Source organism: Pseudoalteromonas sp. P1-26 (genome assembly GCF_001401795.1).
In the GTDB taxonomy this organism is placed as follows: domain Bacteria; phylum Pseudomonadota; class Gammaproteobacteria; order Enterobacterales; family Alteromonadaceae; genus Pseudoalteromonas.
On the sequence record NZ_LKDX01000002.1, the window covers coordinates 56354 to 72998 of the forward strand.

At 42.3% G+C, this 16645-nt stretch carries 15 protein-coding genes; 10 read left to right on the forward strand and 5 right to left on the reverse strand.

Features of this window, described 5'->3' with window-relative positions; translation table 11 throughout:
• Positions 1-93: 93 nt before the first annotated feature.
• From cyoA to cyoE, 5 genes are all read left to right on the forward strand, one after another.
• Positions 94-1008, forward strand: coding sequence for a ubiquinol oxidase subunit II (gene cyoA / locus AN394_RS01585; protein WP_054562298.1), 915 nt, complete (start codon positions 94-96; stop codon positions 1006-1008).
• 2 nt (positions 1009-1010) lie between these two features.
• A complete protein-coding gene (gene cyoB / locus AN394_RS01590; RefSeq protein WP_055020653.1) occupies positions 1011-2999 on the forward strand; it encodes a cytochrome o ubiquinol oxidase subunit I in 1989 nt (662 codons plus the stop codon).
• A complete protein-coding gene (gene cyoC / locus AN394_RS01595; RefSeq protein WP_054562296.1) occupies positions 2996-3631 on the forward strand; it encodes a cytochrome o ubiquinol oxidase subunit III in 636 nt (211 codons plus the stop codon). The genes cyoB and cyoC overlap by 4 nt, the downstream gene beginning before the upstream one ends.
• Positions 3631-3990 carry a cytochrome o ubiquinol oxidase subunit IV gene (gene cyoD / locus AN394_RS01600; RefSeq protein ID WP_055020654.1) on the forward strand — a complete coding sequence of 120 codons (360 nt, stop codon included), beginning with the start codon at positions 3631-3633 and terminating at the stop codon, positions 3988-3990. Before cyoC ends, cyoD begins: the two co-directional genes overlap by 1 nt.
• Positions 3991-4131: 141 nt before the next feature.
• Positions 4132-5016: a heme o synthase gene (gene cyoE, locus AN394_RS01605; protein WP_054554292.1), complete on the forward strand. Its 885-nt coding sequence runs from the start codon at positions 4132-4134 to the stop codon at positions 5014-5016.
• Between the two features lie 82 nt (positions 5017-5098).
• On the opposite strand, the gene AN394_RS01610 is transcribed toward cyoE, so the two are convergent.
• Together AN394_RS01610 and AN394_RS01615 are read right to left on the reverse strand one after the other, a co-directional pair.
• Entirely contained in the window at positions 5099-6007 is a 909-nt protein-coding gene (locus AN394_RS01610; RefSeq protein ID WP_055020655.1) for a histone deacetylase, read from the reverse strand.
• 53 nt (positions 6008-6060) lie between these two features.
• Entirely contained in the window at positions 6061-6426 is a 366-nt protein-coding gene (locus AN394_RS01615; RefSeq protein WP_055020656.1) for a PilZ domain-containing protein, read from the reverse strand.
• 163 nt (positions 6427-6589) lie between these two features.
• Here AN394_RS01615 and AN394_RS01620 point away from each other — a divergent pair, with 163 nt between their 5' ends.
• Entirely contained in the window at positions 6590-7339 is a 750-nt protein-coding gene (locus AN394_RS01620; RefSeq protein ID WP_055020657.1) for an EAL domain-containing protein, read from the forward strand.
• Positions 7340-7365: 26 nt separating this feature from the next.
• Here the strand turns inward: AN394_RS01620 and ettA are convergent, their stop codons facing one another.
• On the reverse strand, positions 7366-9039 hold the full coding sequence (gene ettA, locus AN394_RS01625) for an energy-dependent translational throttle protein EttA (RefSeq protein ID WP_054562291.1): 1674 nt from the start codon (positions 9037-9039) through the stop codon (positions 7366-7368).
• A 246-nt stretch (positions 9040-9285) separates the two neighbouring features.
• Here ettA and metA point away from each other — a divergent pair, with 246 nt between their 5' ends.
• The 4 genes from metA to AN394_RS01645 all read left to right on the forward strand — a co-directional run bounded on the left by metA (position 9286) and on the right by AN394_RS01645 (position 15336).
• Positions 9286-10233 carry a homoserine O-succinyltransferase gene (gene metA / locus AN394_RS01630; RefSeq protein WP_054562290.1) on the forward strand — a complete coding sequence of 316 codons (948 nt, stop codon included), beginning with the start codon at positions 9286-9288 and terminating at the stop codon, positions 10231-10233.
• Positions 10223-11290, forward strand: a complete 1068-nt coding sequence (locus AN394_RS01635; RefSeq protein WP_054562289.1) for a homocysteine S-methyltransferase family protein — start codon at positions 10223-10225, stop codon at positions 11288-11290. The genes metA and AN394_RS01635 overlap by 11 nt, the downstream gene beginning before the upstream one ends.
• Positions 11291-11299: 9 nt before the next feature.
• The gene (gene metH, locus AN394_RS01640) at positions 11300-13930 is read left to right on the forward strand and encodes a methionine synthase (RefSeq protein WP_055020658.1); all 2631 of its coding nucleotides are present in this window, start codon (positions 11300-11302) and stop codon (positions 13928-13930) included.
• Between the two features lie 365 nt (positions 13931-14295).
• Complete coding sequence (locus AN394_RS01645; RefSeq protein WP_055020659.1) at positions 14296-15336, forward strand: GGDEF domain-containing protein; 1041 nt, start codon at positions 14296-14298, stop codon at positions 15334-15336.
• Between the two features lie 40 nt (positions 15337-15376).
• Here AN394_RS01645 and AN394_RS01650 read toward each other — a convergent pair whose 3' ends face one another.
• Positions 15377-15574, reverse strand: coding sequence for a CsbD family protein (locus AN394_RS01650; protein WP_055020660.1), 198 nt, complete (start codon positions 15572-15574; stop codon positions 15377-15379).
• A gap of 196 nt (positions 15575-15770) precedes the next feature.
• Entirely contained in the window at positions 15771-16538 is a 768-nt protein-coding gene (locus AN394_RS01655) for an ABC transporter substrate-binding protein (RefSeq protein ID WP_055020661.1), read from the reverse strand.
• Between the last annotated feature and the right edge of the window lie 107 nt (positions 16539-16645).

Genomic DNA, 16645 nt, shown 5'->3' on the forward strand with positions numbered 1-16645 from the left:
TATTCAGCCGAGGGATATCTGTAGCATCTGTTGCAGAAAAGCGTCGTGTTCTTATTTCGACAAGTGTTAACTTTTAGGTTGTAGGATATTCCTTTGTCAATTCGAAACCTTTGTAATATTGCTCTAGCGTCTTTAGTGCTGGCTTTGTCTGGCTGTAAAGGCGGGGTACTCGATCCAAAAGGTCAAATTGGTGTCGACGAGAAGTATTTAATTATCGTAGCTACGGTGTTAATGCTGATTGTTGTAATTCCAGTTATTGCCATGACAATTTATTTTGCATGGAAATACCGTGATGGACGAGATCAAGAAATTTACGCTCCAAAGTGGGCGCACTCTAATAAGATTGAAGCTGTAGTTTGGACCATTCCTATCATCATCGTTGCGATTTTAGGTGTGATCACGTGGCAGTCAACGCAACAACTTGACCCATATAAACCACTTGAGGGTAAAGGTAAGCACCTTACTGTTGAGGTTGTTTCTTTGAACTGGAAATGGCTATTCATTTATCCAGAGCAAGGCATCGCCACAGTGAATGAGCTTGTTTTTCCTGCCAATGTGCCAGTGCAGTACAAGATCACCTCAGAAAGCACCATGAACTCGTTTTTCATTCCACAGCTTGGTAGCCAAATTTACTCAATGGCCGGTATGGAAACAAAGCTTCACTTAATCGCTGATGAGCCGGGTACTTTTAAAGGCTTTTCTGCTAACTACAGTGGTGCAGGTTTCACTGGTATGAAGTTCGATGCCATTGCAACAGCCACAGAAGCTGATTTCGATGCTTGGGTAAACAAAGTAAAAAATACCGGTTCTGCATTGACTAAGCAAAGCTATGTTGAACTTGCAAAACCAAGTGAATACGACCCAGTTAAATACTATGCCAGCGTAGATAAAGATATGTTCCATTCAATCGTAATGAAATATATGCAAGCGCATGGCTCTCACGGTGCAATGCAACACGCTATGCCAGAGCACTCAGCTCATAAGAAGCACAGCGAGGACGAGGAATAATCATGTCGTTGTTAGGTAAATTAACATTAGACGCAATCCCGTTTCATGAACCAATTATCATGGTTACCATGACGGTTGTTGCTGTCTTAGGTCTGTTAGTGGCAGGCTTAGTAACAAAATATAAAAAGTGGGGCGTGATTTGGCACGACTGGATCACCTCAATTGACCATAAGCGTTTAGGTGTCATGTACATCATTCTTGCGCTTATCATGCTTTTCCGTGGTTTCGCGGATGCCATTATGATGCGACTGCAATTAGCAATGGCTACCGGCGGTGCAAGTGGTTACTTACCACCAGAGCACTATGACCAAATATTTACGGCACACGGGGTGATTATGATCATCTTTATGGCGATGCCGTTTATGATTGGTTTAATGAACATCATTTTACCGCTGCAAATTGGTGCCCGTGATGTTGCATTCCCATTCTTAAATAACCTTAGCTTTTGGTTAACTGCTGGCGGTGCAATCCTAATCAATATCTCATTATTCTTTGGAGAGTTTGCGAAAACGGGTTGGGTGGCATATCCACCGTTGTCAGAGTTGTCATTCAGTCCAGGTGTCGGGGTCGATTATTATATATGGGCCTTGCAAATATCCGGCTTGGGTACCTTATTAACATCGGTAAACTTCTTAGCGACTGTATTTAAAATGCGTGCACCAGGCATGACATTAATGAAAATGCCTATTTTTACTTGGGCATGTACGTGGGCGAATATCTTAATTGCAGCATCGTTCCCAATTTTAACGGCTGTACTGGCAATGCTAACGCTTGACCGTTATCTCGATTTCCACTTCTTCACAAATGAACTAGGTGGTAACGCGATGATGTACATCAACTTATTCTGGGCATGGGGTCACCCTGAGGTTTACATTCTGATCTTACCTGCGTTTGGTATTTTCTCAGAAGTTATCTCTACGTTTGCTGGTAAACGCCTGTTTGGTTACAAGTCGATGGTTTACGCAAGTGGTGCAATTTCGATTTTAGGTTTCATCGTTTGGCTTCACCACTTCTTTACGATGGGCTCAAGCGCTAACGTTAATGCCTTCTTTGGTGTTATGACCATGGTTATTGCGGTACCGACCGGGGTTAAGTTGTTTAACTGGTTATTCACTATGTATCGTGGTCGTTTACGTATTACTGTGCCTGTCCTTTGGACTTTAGGCTTTATGGTGACGTTCACTATCGGTGGTATGACGGGTGTTCTACTTGCTATTCCTGGTGCTGACTACGTATTACATAACAGCTTATTCTTAATCGCTCACTTCCATAACACCATTATTGGTGGTGCGGTATTTGGTTATTTAGCTGGTTTTGCGTTTTGGTTCCCTAAAGCAATGGGCTTCAAACTTGACGAGAGCTGGGGCAGACGATCTTTCTGGTGCTGGTTAATTGGTTTCTTCGTGGCATTTATGCCGTTATACGTACTTGGTTTCTTAGGTATGACACGTCGCTTAAACCACACGAACAACCCTGATTGGAACATTTGGTTATACATTGCAGCTGGCGGTGCGGTGATCATTATGTTCGGTATCTTGTTCCAAGTTGTGCAACTTGTAGTGAGCTTCAAAAACCGCGAGCAACTTGATGATACAACGGGCGATCCGTGGAATGGTCATACTCTTGAGTGGGCATCGGCTTCACCTCCGCAGTACTACAACTTTGCGAAAATCCCTCATGTTGATGACATCGATGCGTGGACAGACATGAAAGAAAAAGGCTTAGCTTACAAGCAAGAAGACTCTTATAGCCCAATTCATATGCCAAAAAATACATCGGCAGGTGTATTAATGAGCGCGGCTTTAACAACCTTCTGTTTTGCCATGATCTGGCACATTTGGTGGCTTGCAGCCTTTGGTTTACTGGGTGCTATCGTGGTGTTCATCAAGCGTTGTTACACCAGCGATATTGATTACTACGTGCAACCAGATGAAATTGTTGAACTAGAAACGGCTCACAATACAGCCGCTACGAAGGAGGTGAATGCATGAGTACCATTTCTGCAGGGCTCGACACCTTAAACGGCGCACACGGTCATGTCGATGCACATGACCATGAGCACCACGATACAGGTGGTAACACCGTATTTGGTTTCTGGCTTTACCTTATGACTGACTGCCTGTTGTTTGCATCATTCTTTGCAACCTACGCAGTATTGTTTATGAACACTGCTGGCGGTGTGTCGGGTAAAGACATTTTTGAACTTGATTTTGTGGCGGTTGAAACCGCAGCTCTACTACTCAGTAGTATCACTTTTGGTTTTGCGATGATTTCTGCTCATGGGCAGAAAAAGGCGGCTACATTAACTTGGTTGCTAGTTACCTTTGCCTTTGGTGCAGTGTTTATTGGTATGGAAGTGTACGAATTTCATCACCTAATTGCGCATGGTAATGGCCCTCAGCAAAGTGCCTTTTTAACATCGTTCTTCTCTCTAGTGGGCTTACATGGTCTTCACGTTACAGCTGGTCTTATTTGGATGACTGTCCTAATGATTGAAGTTGTGCGCCGTGGTTTAAACCCACAAACAGTGACACGCCTAAGTTGTTTAAGCCTATTCTGGCACTTCTTAGATGTGGTGTGGATCTGTGTATTTACCGTTGTTTATTTAATGGGAGCAATGTAATGAGCCACAGTGAATCACATGTAATTAATAACTTAGAAGTTCATACGCATAATGAACAATCACATGGCAGCGTTAAAGACTATTTAATTGGTTTTCTACTGTCAGTGGTTTTAACGGCTATTCCATTTTGGGCTGTGATGAGTGGTTCGTTTTCGAAAACGACCACTGCATGGAGCATCGTGAGCATGGCGATTGTGCAAATTTGGGTGCATTTGAAATATTTCTTACACCTAAACTTCAAAACTGAAGACGGCAAGGCAAGTTCATTGTCGTTTATCTTTAGTGCTTTAATCATTGTAATGGTGGTTGGTTTGTCGGTGTGGATCATCTACGAATCGAACGCCATGATGATGTACTAATAACAATTACTTGGTAATTGGTAAAAGATTTACGAGAGGAGCTGGTTAGTCTGAGGTTGTGTCTCCAGTTCTCACAGTCTGTTACTAACTAGTTTCTTTCGTAATATTGCGTTTGTGCTGAAAATTAGAGGAGTCGAGGAAGTGTTTCGACGTTATTTAAATGTCACTAAACCTGGCATTATCATGGGCAATTTGATCTCTGTCGCGGGGGGATTCTTGCTAGCCTCTCGTGGTGATATTGACCCATGGTTAATGATCGCAACCTTACTAGGGTTATCTTTAGTAGTAGCATCAGGATGCGCGATCAATAACGTAATTGATCGTGATATTGATGTTGCTATGGCGCGCACTCGCAAACGCGTCACAGTGACTGGCGAAATGTCAGCAAAGGCGGCTATGGCACATGGCATCGTGCTTGGTGTTATTGGTTTCGGATTATTAGCAGTGTATACCAACGTAGTGGCACTCTTATTTGCTACTTTTGGTTACGTCATCTACGTAGGTGTGTACAGCTTATATATGAAACGTCGTTCTGTGTACGGCACCTTTGTAGGAAGTTTATCTGGCGCAGTACCACCTGTAGTGGGTTATTGTGCCGTGACTGGGCAGTTTGATGCTGGTGCTGTGATTTTATTGGTTATGTTTAGTCTATGGCAAATGCCTCATTCATATGCAATTGCAATCTTTCGTTATAACGACTACCAAGCGGCCAGAATTCCTGTGTTACCAGTAGCGCAGGGGATCGAGAAGGCAAAGCATCACATTGTTTTATATATCGCCGTGTATGCGTTGGTTGTGATGTTATTAACCATTAGTGGTTATACAGGTTTAGCCTTTATGGCTGTAGCCTGTACAACGAGTTTTTGGTGGTTGCTAATGGCGCTTCGTGGCTATCGTCGCAATATTGATGTAAGCGGCTGGGCGCGCCAAGTGTTTGCTTTTTCAATTGTAAACATCACGGTTTTGAGCATAGCGATGGCTTTAGATTACCATTCGGTAGCTCCACAGCTACTTGTTTTAACTTAGAAAAAAGTTGCTAACATATCCCAATGTTACAGTAGCAAAGGCCCGGTTTTTTCTCCACCGGGCCTTTTTTCTTTGTTATTTTTTAAAAACGAGCAGCTTGCTCTACCACAATACCATGGCGAGCCGCTAAACGGCGATGATCTTTATCATAGCCACCACCAATTACTGTTGCGACAGGTACATTGTGCTCAAGGCAACGCTTGAGGACTAAATGGTCGCGTTGCTCTATCCCTTGCCAGCTTATATCGAGTTTCCCTAAAACATCTTGCTGCCATACATCTACACCTGCATCATAAAGCACTAAATCTGGGTTTAGGGTGTTTAATAAATAACTCAGAGTATCGTCAACAACGCCTAGGTATTCACTATCAGCGACATTCGGCGCTAAACCTATGTCTAAATCGCTGGTTGACTTTCGAAATGGAAAATTCTTTTCACAGTGAATAGAGCAGGTATAAGCATAGGGCTGATGCGCCAGCATTGCTGCGGTACCATCACCTTGATGAACATCTAAATCAAAAATAAGTATATTGGTTACTTCACCACTTTTTATCAGAGTTTCGCTGGTAAAAGCGAGGTCGTTTACCATGCAATAGCCTGAGCCAAAATCAGTATGGGCATGGTGAGTGCCCCCCGCTAAGTGACAAGCAATGCCATGTCTAAGTGCTAAACGTGCTGTTTGTAAGGTGCCTAGAGGCGCAGTAAAGGTACGTGCCATCAGCTCTTTTGACCAAGGTAAGCCAATACGGCGCATCGCTTTTTCATCTAAGCGGTTGTGCCAAAGGTCGTGGATATAGTTTTCGCAGTGCACTAATTCAAGGGGCTCAGGGCTGCCAAGCATCGGTTGAGTTAGGTTGTCATTTATTAATCCAAGGTTTTGTACATGCTCATATAAATAAGCAAACTTACTCATCACAAAGCGATGATTAGGATCGAAACTAAACGAGTAATTTGGATGATACACCAAGGGTAAGTGGGGATTTAACTGCATAGCTCATTGAATAGCTGAATTTGCTACAGCATAACGAATCTACCGACAAAAGTTTACTCTGGCGCGTGAATTAAATGGGCTAACTCGCGATGTAATAATGCTTCATCACCCAGATTTAGCTCAATCAACCGTTTTAAGTGAGTAATACTATCAATATCGATATGTTCACAGCGAAGGCCAGCATGTTGATGCTCAACATGACATAGCTCCACTTGCATTTTAATCTCGATAGTTGATTCTGGCAGGGTGAAGATTAAGTCAGCTTTACTATGAATAGGCACTAAAAATGAATCACTTTTAGTAATGAGCGCACCTTGCAAAGATAGATCAAGTAACTGACAGTGATAGTCGTTATCTTCGATACGAAGGATCGCAGGGCAAGAAAATAATACCCGCGAAAACTCTCTGCGTTCATTCATAGCTGTATCTCCTACTTTAGTGACCTAATGAGTATAGTCGAGTCAGCGGTTGTCGCCTGATTAAATGGCAGCTGAGTATTGAAATTCAAAATCCGGTGGGTTGCCATTATTTGCAAATTAATCTCCTCGGTCTATCTTTAATAGGCATTGATAGGAGTATGATGTGATTACACTTGCAGAAATTGAAGCGGCACTTGATAACAATGAATTCTTTTTAGAATACTTACCCACAATACGTTTAAGTGATAATCGGTGTGTTGGAGCAGAAGCGCTTATTCGTTGGCAGCGAAATGATAAAGTCGTCCCACCTCTCGAGTTTATACCGTTAATTGAAGGTTCTGTATTAAGTGGCATGATCACATACTGGGTCATAGATAAAGTAGCCGAAGAGCTTGCTGAGTGGCTGAATAAGCATGACAACGTACATGTAGGTATTAATGTTCCACCAGAGCTTTGGGGGCGAGGCGGAGTATTCTATACCCTGAAAAAGTCAGCTTTGAATAGTAATGCCAGCAAAGTGATATTTGAATTATCTGAGCGAGGGATCCCCGATAGAATGGGTGTTCAAACTATTCTAGAAAATATCTCTAAGGCAAAAATGGCGTTAGATGATATGCAATTAGGTGAAGCGAATATCTTAGCGCTTGCGCAGTTAAATGTTGATTATATAAAAATAGATAAGTCGGTAATCGATCTGATTTTACAAGATGACTGGGCTACTTCATTACAAAAGAAACAACTCGCAAATTGTGGTTATGACAGTAATCATGCCTATATTGCTGAGGGAGTCGAAACCAAAAAACAAGCCCAAGTAGTCGCTAAAGCGGGGATACAATTTGCACAAGGTTGGTATTTTTCGAGATCATTGAAAGTTGATGAATTCCTTGCATACTTTGCACAAAAAAGCCCCTAAATAGGGGCTTTTTGAGTATCAGCTAATTAGCCAATTTTTTTGTATTTAATACGCTTAGGTTGTGCTGCTTCTGCGCCTAAGGTTTTCTTCAACCACTCTTCGTATTCTGTGTAGTTACCATCGAAGAAGTTAATTTGGCCTTCGTCACGGTAATCAAGAATATGTGTAGCAATACGGTCAAGGAACCAACGGTCATGCGAGATACACATTACACAGCCAGGGAACTCTAAAATAGCGTTCTCAAGTGCACGTAGTGTTTCAACGTCTAGGTCATTGGTTGGCTCATCCAGTAGTAATACGTTGCCACCTGCTTTTAATAGCTTAGCTAGGTGTAAACGGTTGCGCTCACCACCTGATAGGTCTTTAACGAATTTTTGTTGGTCGTTACCTTTGAAGTTAAAGCGGCCAACATAGGCACGGCTTGGGAATTCAAAGTTACCAATTTTTAATACGTCTTGGCCGTTAGAGATTTCTTGGAAAACAGTGTTGCTTTCGTCCATGTCGCCACGGAACTGATCAACCGTTGCAAGCTCAACTGTGTCACCAACAATAATCTCACCGCTATCAGGCGTTTCTTCACCACTTAGCATTTTGAATAGCGTTGATTTACCCGCACCATTGGCACCGATAATACCTACGATAGCGCCTTTCGGCATTGCAAAGTTTAAGTCATCGATTAATACACGGTCGCCAAAGCTCTTCTTCAGGCCTTTCACTTCGATAACTTGGTCACCTAAGCGTGGACCCGGTGGAATGAATAGTTCATTCGTTTCGTTACGCTTTTGGTAATCGTTTTGTTGAAGCTCAGAGAACTGTGCCATACGTGCTTTAGACTTAGCTTGACGGCCTTTCGGGTTTGAACGAACCCATTCAAGTTCTTGCGCGATTGATTTTTGACGTGCTTTTTCAGATTTCTGTTCTTGTTGTAAACGTAAATCTTTTTGCTCAAGCCACGATGAGTAGTTACCTTCCCAAGGAATACCTTCACCACGGTCAAGCTCTAAAATCCAACCTGCTACGTTATCTAAGAAATAACGGTCGTGGGTTACAGCAACCACGGTACCTTCGTAGTCGTGTAAGAAGCGCTCTAACCAAGCAACTGACTCAGCGTCTAAGTGGTTGGTCGGTTCGTCAAGAATAAGCATATCTGGTTTTTCAAGTAGTAAACGACAGATCGCAACACGGCGACGCTCACCACCCGAAAGGTGTTCAATTTTTGCATCCCAAGGTGGAAGGCGTAATGCATCAGCTGCACGCTCTAACACGTTGTCGATATTGTGACCGTCGTGCGCTTGGATGATAGCTTCTAGTTCGCCTTGCTCTTTAGCAAGTGCATCGAAGTCAGCACCGTCCATTGCATACTCGTTGTATACTTCATCAAGGCGATTTAGTGCATTTTTAACTTCGCTTACAGCTTCTTCTACTGTTTCGCGAACTGTTTTGCTTTCGTCTAGCACGGGTTCTTGCGGTAAGTAACCGATTTTAGTGCCTGGTTGAGGGCGAGCTTCACCTTCAAAGTCTTGGTCAACACCAGCCATAATGCGAAGTAACGTTGATTTACCTGCACCGTTTAGACCTAGCACACCAATTTTTGCGCCTGGGAAAAAGTGTAAAGAAATATCTTTTAAGATAGTGCGCTTAGGTGGCACAACCTTAGATACTCGACTCATCGAGAATATAAACTTGTCTGGTAACACCATGAAAGAAGCCTTCAATTTATAATAAAAATTAACAGCAAGTATTGTATACCCAAACTACCTCAAAATACAGAATTCAGCGTTTATGATAGGCTTAATATCAAGGTGTTATTTACTCAAAGAGTCATACATTTTAATTAATGACCGCTCAGAAATACTATTTCATTTAGACATCTAAACATCTAGAGGTTGAAATTTCTAACTATCCGTTCATAATTAGCAGTCAGATAAGTATGCTCGGAGCCAGCTATGCCCATTACAGTAAAAGATGAATTGCCTGCCATTGCAAAGTTACGTCAAGAAAACGTGTTTGTAATGCCAAAAAGTCGTGCTAAAACGCAAGAAATCCGCCCAATGCGTTTGGCCATCTTAAACTTAATGCCAAACAAAGTTGAAACCGAAGTGCAGTTTATTCGCTTGTTAGCAAACTCACCGCTGCAAGTTAATGTTGAGCTGTTGCGCTTAGATACCCATCGCACCAGCAGTAACTCTGAACAGCACATGGATACGTTTTATCGTTATTTTTCAGAAGTGAAAGATAATAACTACGATGCCATGATCATAACGGGCGCACCGCTTGCTCATTTAGAGTATGACGAAGTTGCCTACTGGGATGAACTAAAAATTATTTTAGATTGGGCAGAGCAGCATGTGACGTCTACGCTGTTTTCGTGTTGGGCGGCCCATGCGGGGCTTTATCATCACTATGGTCTTAAACGTGATCTGAAACCAAACAAATTAAGCGGTGTTTTCACCCATAAAAGCTATTTTGACCACGCAGCGCTAACGCGTGGCTTTGATGATACCTTTTTAGTGCCACATTCTCGTTATGGTCATATTGATATCGATAAGATCAATGCCTGCGAGGAGCTAGTGGTGTTAGCCGGATCAGAGCGAGTAGGTGCCTACTTAATTAAAAATAAATCAGGTAGCCAAGTGTATATTACTGGCCATCCAGAGTACGATGCTCATACCTTAAAAGGGGAGTATTTACGCGACCAAGAAAAATCAGCGGATGCACCTAAGCCAGAAAATTACTTCCCTGACGATAACCCAGACAACGAACCGTCGAAAACGTGGCAAAGCCATGCCTTTTTATTGTTTTCGAATTGGTTAAACTATTATGTGTACCAAACTACACCGTATGATATTAACTTAGTTAGCCAAGATGTAAGGACTAACAACTATGCCGAGTAATGCAGTGAATAAACGCGAACAATTAACCGAGGCGCTAAAACAGCGAATTTTAATCCTCGATGGCGCGATGGGCACCATGATCCAAGAATATAAATTAGAAGAACAGGATTATCGCGGTGAGCGCTTTAAAGACTGGCACGTACTTATTAAAGGCAATAACGATTTATTAAGCCTGACTCAGCCAAAAATCATTGCTGATATTCACCGTGCTTATTTAGAAGCCGGTGCCGATATCATCGAAACGAATACCTTTAATGCCACGACTATTTCTATGGAAGATTACGACATGGCGAGCCTTAGCCGCGAAATCAACCTCGAGTCAGCGAAGCTTGCACGCGGCGTGTGTGATGAACTTGAAGCAAAAGATCCTAGCAAACCGCGTTATGTAGCCGGTGTACTTGGGCCAACGTCAAAAACCTGTTCTATTTCACCAGATGTAAATGACCCAGGTTATCGTAATATCAACTTTGATAAGCTGGTGGCTGCGTATGTTGAGTCAACACTGGCATTAATGGAAGGTGGTGCTGACCTTATTTTAATAGAAACCATCTTTGATACCCTTAATGCTAAAGCGGCTTCGTTCGCAGTAGAAGAAGCATTCGAGCAAGCTGGTCGTAGTTTACCTGTGATGATTTCGGGCACCATTACCGATGCCTCTGGCCGTACTTTATCAGGGCAAACCACAGAAGCATTTTATAACTCAATTCGTCATATTAAACCGCTATCAATCGGCCTTAACTGCGCCCTAGGCCCTGACTTACTGCGCCAGTATGTTGAAGAGTTATCGCGCGTTTGTGAAACCTTTACCTCGGTGCATCCAAATGCAGGTTTACCGAACGAGTTTGGCGAATATGATTTAGAAGCTCCTGAAATGGCAAAAGAAATTATTGATTGGGGCAAGTCTGGCTTTATCAATATTGTAGGTGGTTGTTGTGGCACGACACCGGCTCATATTAAGGCGTTTGCGAAAGGCCTTGAAGGTGTAAAACCTCGCCAATTACCTGAGCTTGAAGTGCGTATGCGCTTATCGGGCCTTGAAGCGTGTAACTTAAACTAGGAAACCGACATGACTGACCAAATTGCTGTATTTACTAACGTCGGTGAGCGTACCAATGTAACAGGCTCGGCTAAGTTTAAGCGCTTGATCATGGAAGAAGATTACGAGACCGCTCTCGATGTTGCCCGTGAACAAGTAGAAAATGGCGCGCAAGTGATTGATATCAACATGGATGAAGCTATGTTGGACTCAAAAGCGGCGATGGTAAAGTTTTTAAACTTAATTGCCTCAGAGCCTGATATCTCAAAAGTACCTATCATGGTCGACTCATCTAAATGGGAAGTGATTGAAGCAGGCTTAAAGTGTATTCAAGGTAAGGCCATTGTTAACTCAATTTCACTTAAAGAAGGTGAAGAGCCATTCATCCGCCAAGCTAAGCTAATTAAACGCTTTGGTGCTGCTGCGGTGGTTATGGCGTTTGATGAAACCGGGCAAGCAGAAACTGCTGATCGTAAGTTCGAGATTTGTCAGCGTAGTTACAAAATACTCGTTGATGATATTGGCTTTCCGCCAGAAGACATTATTTTTGACCCAAACATTTTTGCCGTCGCAACGGGCATTGAAGAGCACGATAACTACGCTGTTGAGTTTATTGAAGGTACGCGCCGAATTAAGCAAGGCTTACCGCACTGTAAAGTGTCGGGTGGTGTATCGAATGTGTCGTTCTCGTTCCGTGGTAATAACCCAGTACGTGAAGCTATTCACTCAGTGTTTTTATACCACGCGATTAAAGCGGGTATGGACATGGGCATTGTAAATGCGGGCCAATTAGCGGTTTACGATGATATTCCCGAAGAGCTGCGCAAAGCTGTAGAAGATGTGATCCTCAATACCGACCCAGGTGCCGGTGAGCGACTTGTTGAACTTGCACCCAAATACTCTGGCATGGCGCAAGCAGAGAAAGTTGAAGATTTAGAGTGGCGTACTTGGCCTGTTGAAAAGCGCCTTGAACATGCACTAGTAAAAGGCATTACCGAATACATCGATGAAGATACCGAAGAGTGCCGCAAGAGCAAAGCTAAGCCTATCGAAGTGATCGAAGGCCCGCTTATGGACGGCATGAACGTAGTAGGTGACTTATTTGGCGCAGGTAAAATGTTCTTACCTCAGGTTGTTAAGTCTGCTCGTGTGATGAAGCGCGCCGTAGCCTATCTTGACCCTTTCATTGAAGCTGAAAAAGAAGAAGGCGCAACCAATGGTAAAGTGGTTATGGCAACCGTTAAGGGTGACGTACACGACATTGGTAAAAACATTGTAGGCGTGGTACTGCAATGTAATAACTACGAGGTTATTGACCTTGGTGTGATGGTGCCGGCAGAGAAAATTTTGCAAACCGCCATTGACGAAAAAGCCGATATTATTGGTTTATCAGGGCTTATTACCCCTTCGCTTGATGAAATGGTGCATGTTGCGAAAGAAATGACCCGCCGTGGTTTTGAATTACCGCTACTGATTGGTGGTGCAACAACCTCTAAAGCGCATACCGCGGTTAAAATTGAACCTCAGTATGATAAAGGTGTGGTTTATGTAAATAACGCCAGCCGCGCTGTGGGTGTGGTTTCTAATTTATTGTCGAAAGAGTTAAAGCCGGCATTTTTAGAGAAAACCAAAGCTGAGTATGAAAAAGTACGTGAACAACAAGCACGTAAAAAGCCGCGCTCAAAACCCGTTACTTTACAGCGTGCTCGCGACAACGCTGTAAAACTCGATTGGGACAACTACACGCCACCTGTGCCGAAAAAACTGGGGGTGACTGAGTTTAAAGATGTTTCGATTGCGACGTTAAGACAGTACATCGACTGGACACCTTATTTCATGACGTGGTCAATCGCTGGTAAGTACCCACGTATTCTTGAAGATGAAATTGTAGGTGAACAGGCTAAAAGCTTATTCGCTGATGCCAACGCAATGCTTGATGAGCTTGAGCAATCAGGTGCGCTACAACCTCTAGGTGTCATTGGTTTATTCCCTGCAAACCGAGTAGGGGATGACATTGAGATTTACACCGATGAGTCGCGTACAACGCTTTTAACTACAGCGTGTCATTTACGTCAGCAAACAGAAAAAACCGACTTTGCTAATTATTGTTTAGCTGATTATATTGCGCCAAAAGGCACCCCTGATTACTTTGGTGCTTTTGCGGTTACTGGTGGTCTTGAAGAAGACGACCTTGCCGATGCCTTCGATGCTAAGCAAGATGATTATAATAAGATCATGGTTAAAGCCGTAGCAGATCGCTTGGCTGAGGCATTTGCTGAGTACTTGCATGAGCAAGTACGTAAAGAGTATTGGGGCTATGCGGTAGATGAAAATCTATCGAACGATGAACTTATTCGTGAAAACTACCAAGGTATTCGCCCTGCGCCAGGTTATCCTGCTTGTCCTGAACATACAGAGAAGAAGAAAATCTGGCAGTTACTTGATACCGAGCAGCGTATTGGCATGAAGCTAACCAGTTCATATGCAATGTGGCCGGGTGCGGCGGTTTCTGGTTGGTATTTCTCTCACCCTGAAGCTAAGTACTACGCTGTAGCGCAAATTCAAAAAGATCAGGTTGAAGATTACGCTAAGCGTACCAACATGACTCTTGCAGAAGCTGAGCGTTGGTTGTCGCCTAATTTGGGCTATGAACCAGAATAATAACCTTTAGTTATTAGCTTTTGTTTAAATTAAAAACGAGCCCACAAATGGCTCGTTTTTTTATGCTCATTTTTTATCATACTTTTTTCTTTTTAATTGTTTTAATACTGGTAAATTCCTTCTAATTTATATATTTGTGTTAAAGTTATACCAATTCGCTTAATAAAGTGGTCTATTTTGAGGCAATAAAACCTCGTTGATAACAAGGCAAAAATTTCGTTATTTAGTTGTTCTAAATCAGAAATTTTTTTGTTCTAAATCAGAAATTTTTAACGCAGGTAGCGACAGGTTTAATCCCTCAAAATGATTAAGTATTATTGCGGATTGGTATTATTGAGATTGATCAAGAAATCTAAGGTGAAATTGTGATTGATACAGTGAATGCAAGTGACAAAGATAAAGCACGATTTTTACGTGTTTTCGCATTTATTGGTTCGATTACCTCGTTTTTAATGGCGATCACCAGCTATCAAGATGGTTACCATGCCCTTAGCTATTTATTGATTATTGGCGGCTTTGTGTTTGCCTCACCTTTCGTCATTAAAAATCGTGACGAAACCATCGCAGTACTTATGCTGTACGCCCTCTATTCGATGATGTGTTTTTTAATTGTCTCTGGGGGGAGCAATGGCACTGGGCCGTTATGGCTGTTTATTGTATCTCCTGTGACATTTTTTATTCGTGGCTTAAAGCGCGGAGCGTTCGATCTTATCTTGCTTGCCAGTATTATCTCGGTGCTTTTCTATTTTACCGATCAATTTGGTTATTACAGTTATCCGAGTCACTACTTTCCGACACGTGTCATGCTGTGTTTCTCGATTTTATGTATTTTGGCTGGCTTCTACGAATATTACCGCAACAAATACAGTTTGCAGTTAATGGAACAACTTAAGCTTAATCAAAAGCTTGCACGTACTGATGCGATGACTGAACTCGCTAACCGTCGCTACGCAACTGAATGCTTGCAAGATAAGCGCTTTGGCGAAGGGGCTGTGTTCTTGCTGATGGATGTTGATAACTTTAAACAAATCAACGATACCTACGGTCATCAAGTGGGCGATGAGGTGCTAATATTTTTCGCTGATGTCTTTAAAGAAGTGTGCACAGAAGAAGATGTTATTTCCCGTTGGGGCGGCGAAGAGTTTTTAATAGTGATCCCAACAGGGTATGAGCTTAGAGCCAGAAAAGTAGCTGAAAAAATCCATAAGAAGCTTGCTGAAAAGCCATTTACGAGCGGCCAGCATCGTTTTAATGTCACCTTAAGTATTGGCTTGTACGTGCGCGTTGCTGATGAGAGCGTGGATCACTGTTTGAACATTGCCGATAAACGGCTTTACCGCGCTAAATCGCAAGGTAAAAATCAAACGGTTGCTGAAGTCGATTTAGCAAAGCATGAGCCTGCTTGATAAATAAAGCCGCAATTAGCGGCTTTATTGATTGCTCAAATTAATGGCTTTTTTCAAAGTCGCTGACTTCACGCTCAGCTTCTTCCTTAGATTTACCGTATTTTTGCTGAAGCTTACCAATCAGCTCTTTACGGCTACCTTCAATTTTATCTAAATCATCATCGGTAAGGTCACCCCATTTACGTTGTGCTTTACCTTTAAGCTCTTTCCAATTGCCTTCTAAACGATCGCTGTTCATCATAATCTCCTTACTTTGTTAAACATTCATCTTAGTAAGAGCAATCGCTGTACCAATTTGGTGAACTTTGTTAACTGATTGATTTATAGTTGTTTTATGCTTTTACATATAATGAGTGGAATTTATAAGTTTGCAATTACTACGTAGTTTTTAGAATCAGCCTGTAATATTTTCTGTTGCGCTAGTTTTTAGATACTTAGTGGCTCTTAGAGGTATAGCGATTGATTATCCGCGTGTATTCTTCAGTTGATTTTAGTTTACGCAAGTTCTCGTTAAACAGGTCTCTTAAGGCTTCGTCTCGAAATAAAAAGCCACTGGGGTTTTTGCCAAACAACGCAAATCGTTGCACAGGTTTAGAGACATCAATTTCGTCATTGATATTAATTAATGCTCGATAATAATCAAAAATTTTACCGTCCATCTGGATCACCTCGTAGCGCTCTCGATACAAAAGCTGTACTTGTGCAAGTTGATCATAGGTTTCTGCGTATTGTGGGTTTTCTCTGGCCATTGCTTGATATTCTGGTGTGAGTAATTCTTTTGCACCTTGCCATGAAAGAACACTAAAGTGTTTTAATTGTGCAATAGAGCTAAGCTGCAGGTTTTGCTTGGCCAGACTAAAAGCGAAGTTCTCGTAGCTGTAAGCAATATCTGAAAAGTAACCGCTCATTTGATGGGTTTCGATAACTTTTTCATTAATATCAGACACAACATCAACTAAGTTCTCAGTATACAAAGGGATCCGCCTTGCATAGGGAACGTAGACAAAGTGTATTTGATAACCGTGAACACCGAGTGTCGCACGAAGTAAGTCAGGAATTATGCCTGTGTTGTCTTCAACCATCACCCAAGGTGGTAGTGTATTGCCAAGTGCAACCGTAATTTTTTGCTGACTAAACGCTTTTTGAAACGGGAAAACTAACAGTAGCAAGGTGATTAAGATACGGGTGTAAATCCTGAACAAGTTAATTCCTTATTCTGATTTTTGTTTGGTCGTTTAATCAAGAATAAGTCTAAACTGGCAGAATGCAATGTTTTCACTTCTAAAGCCCGAGATAGAAAATAAGCCTA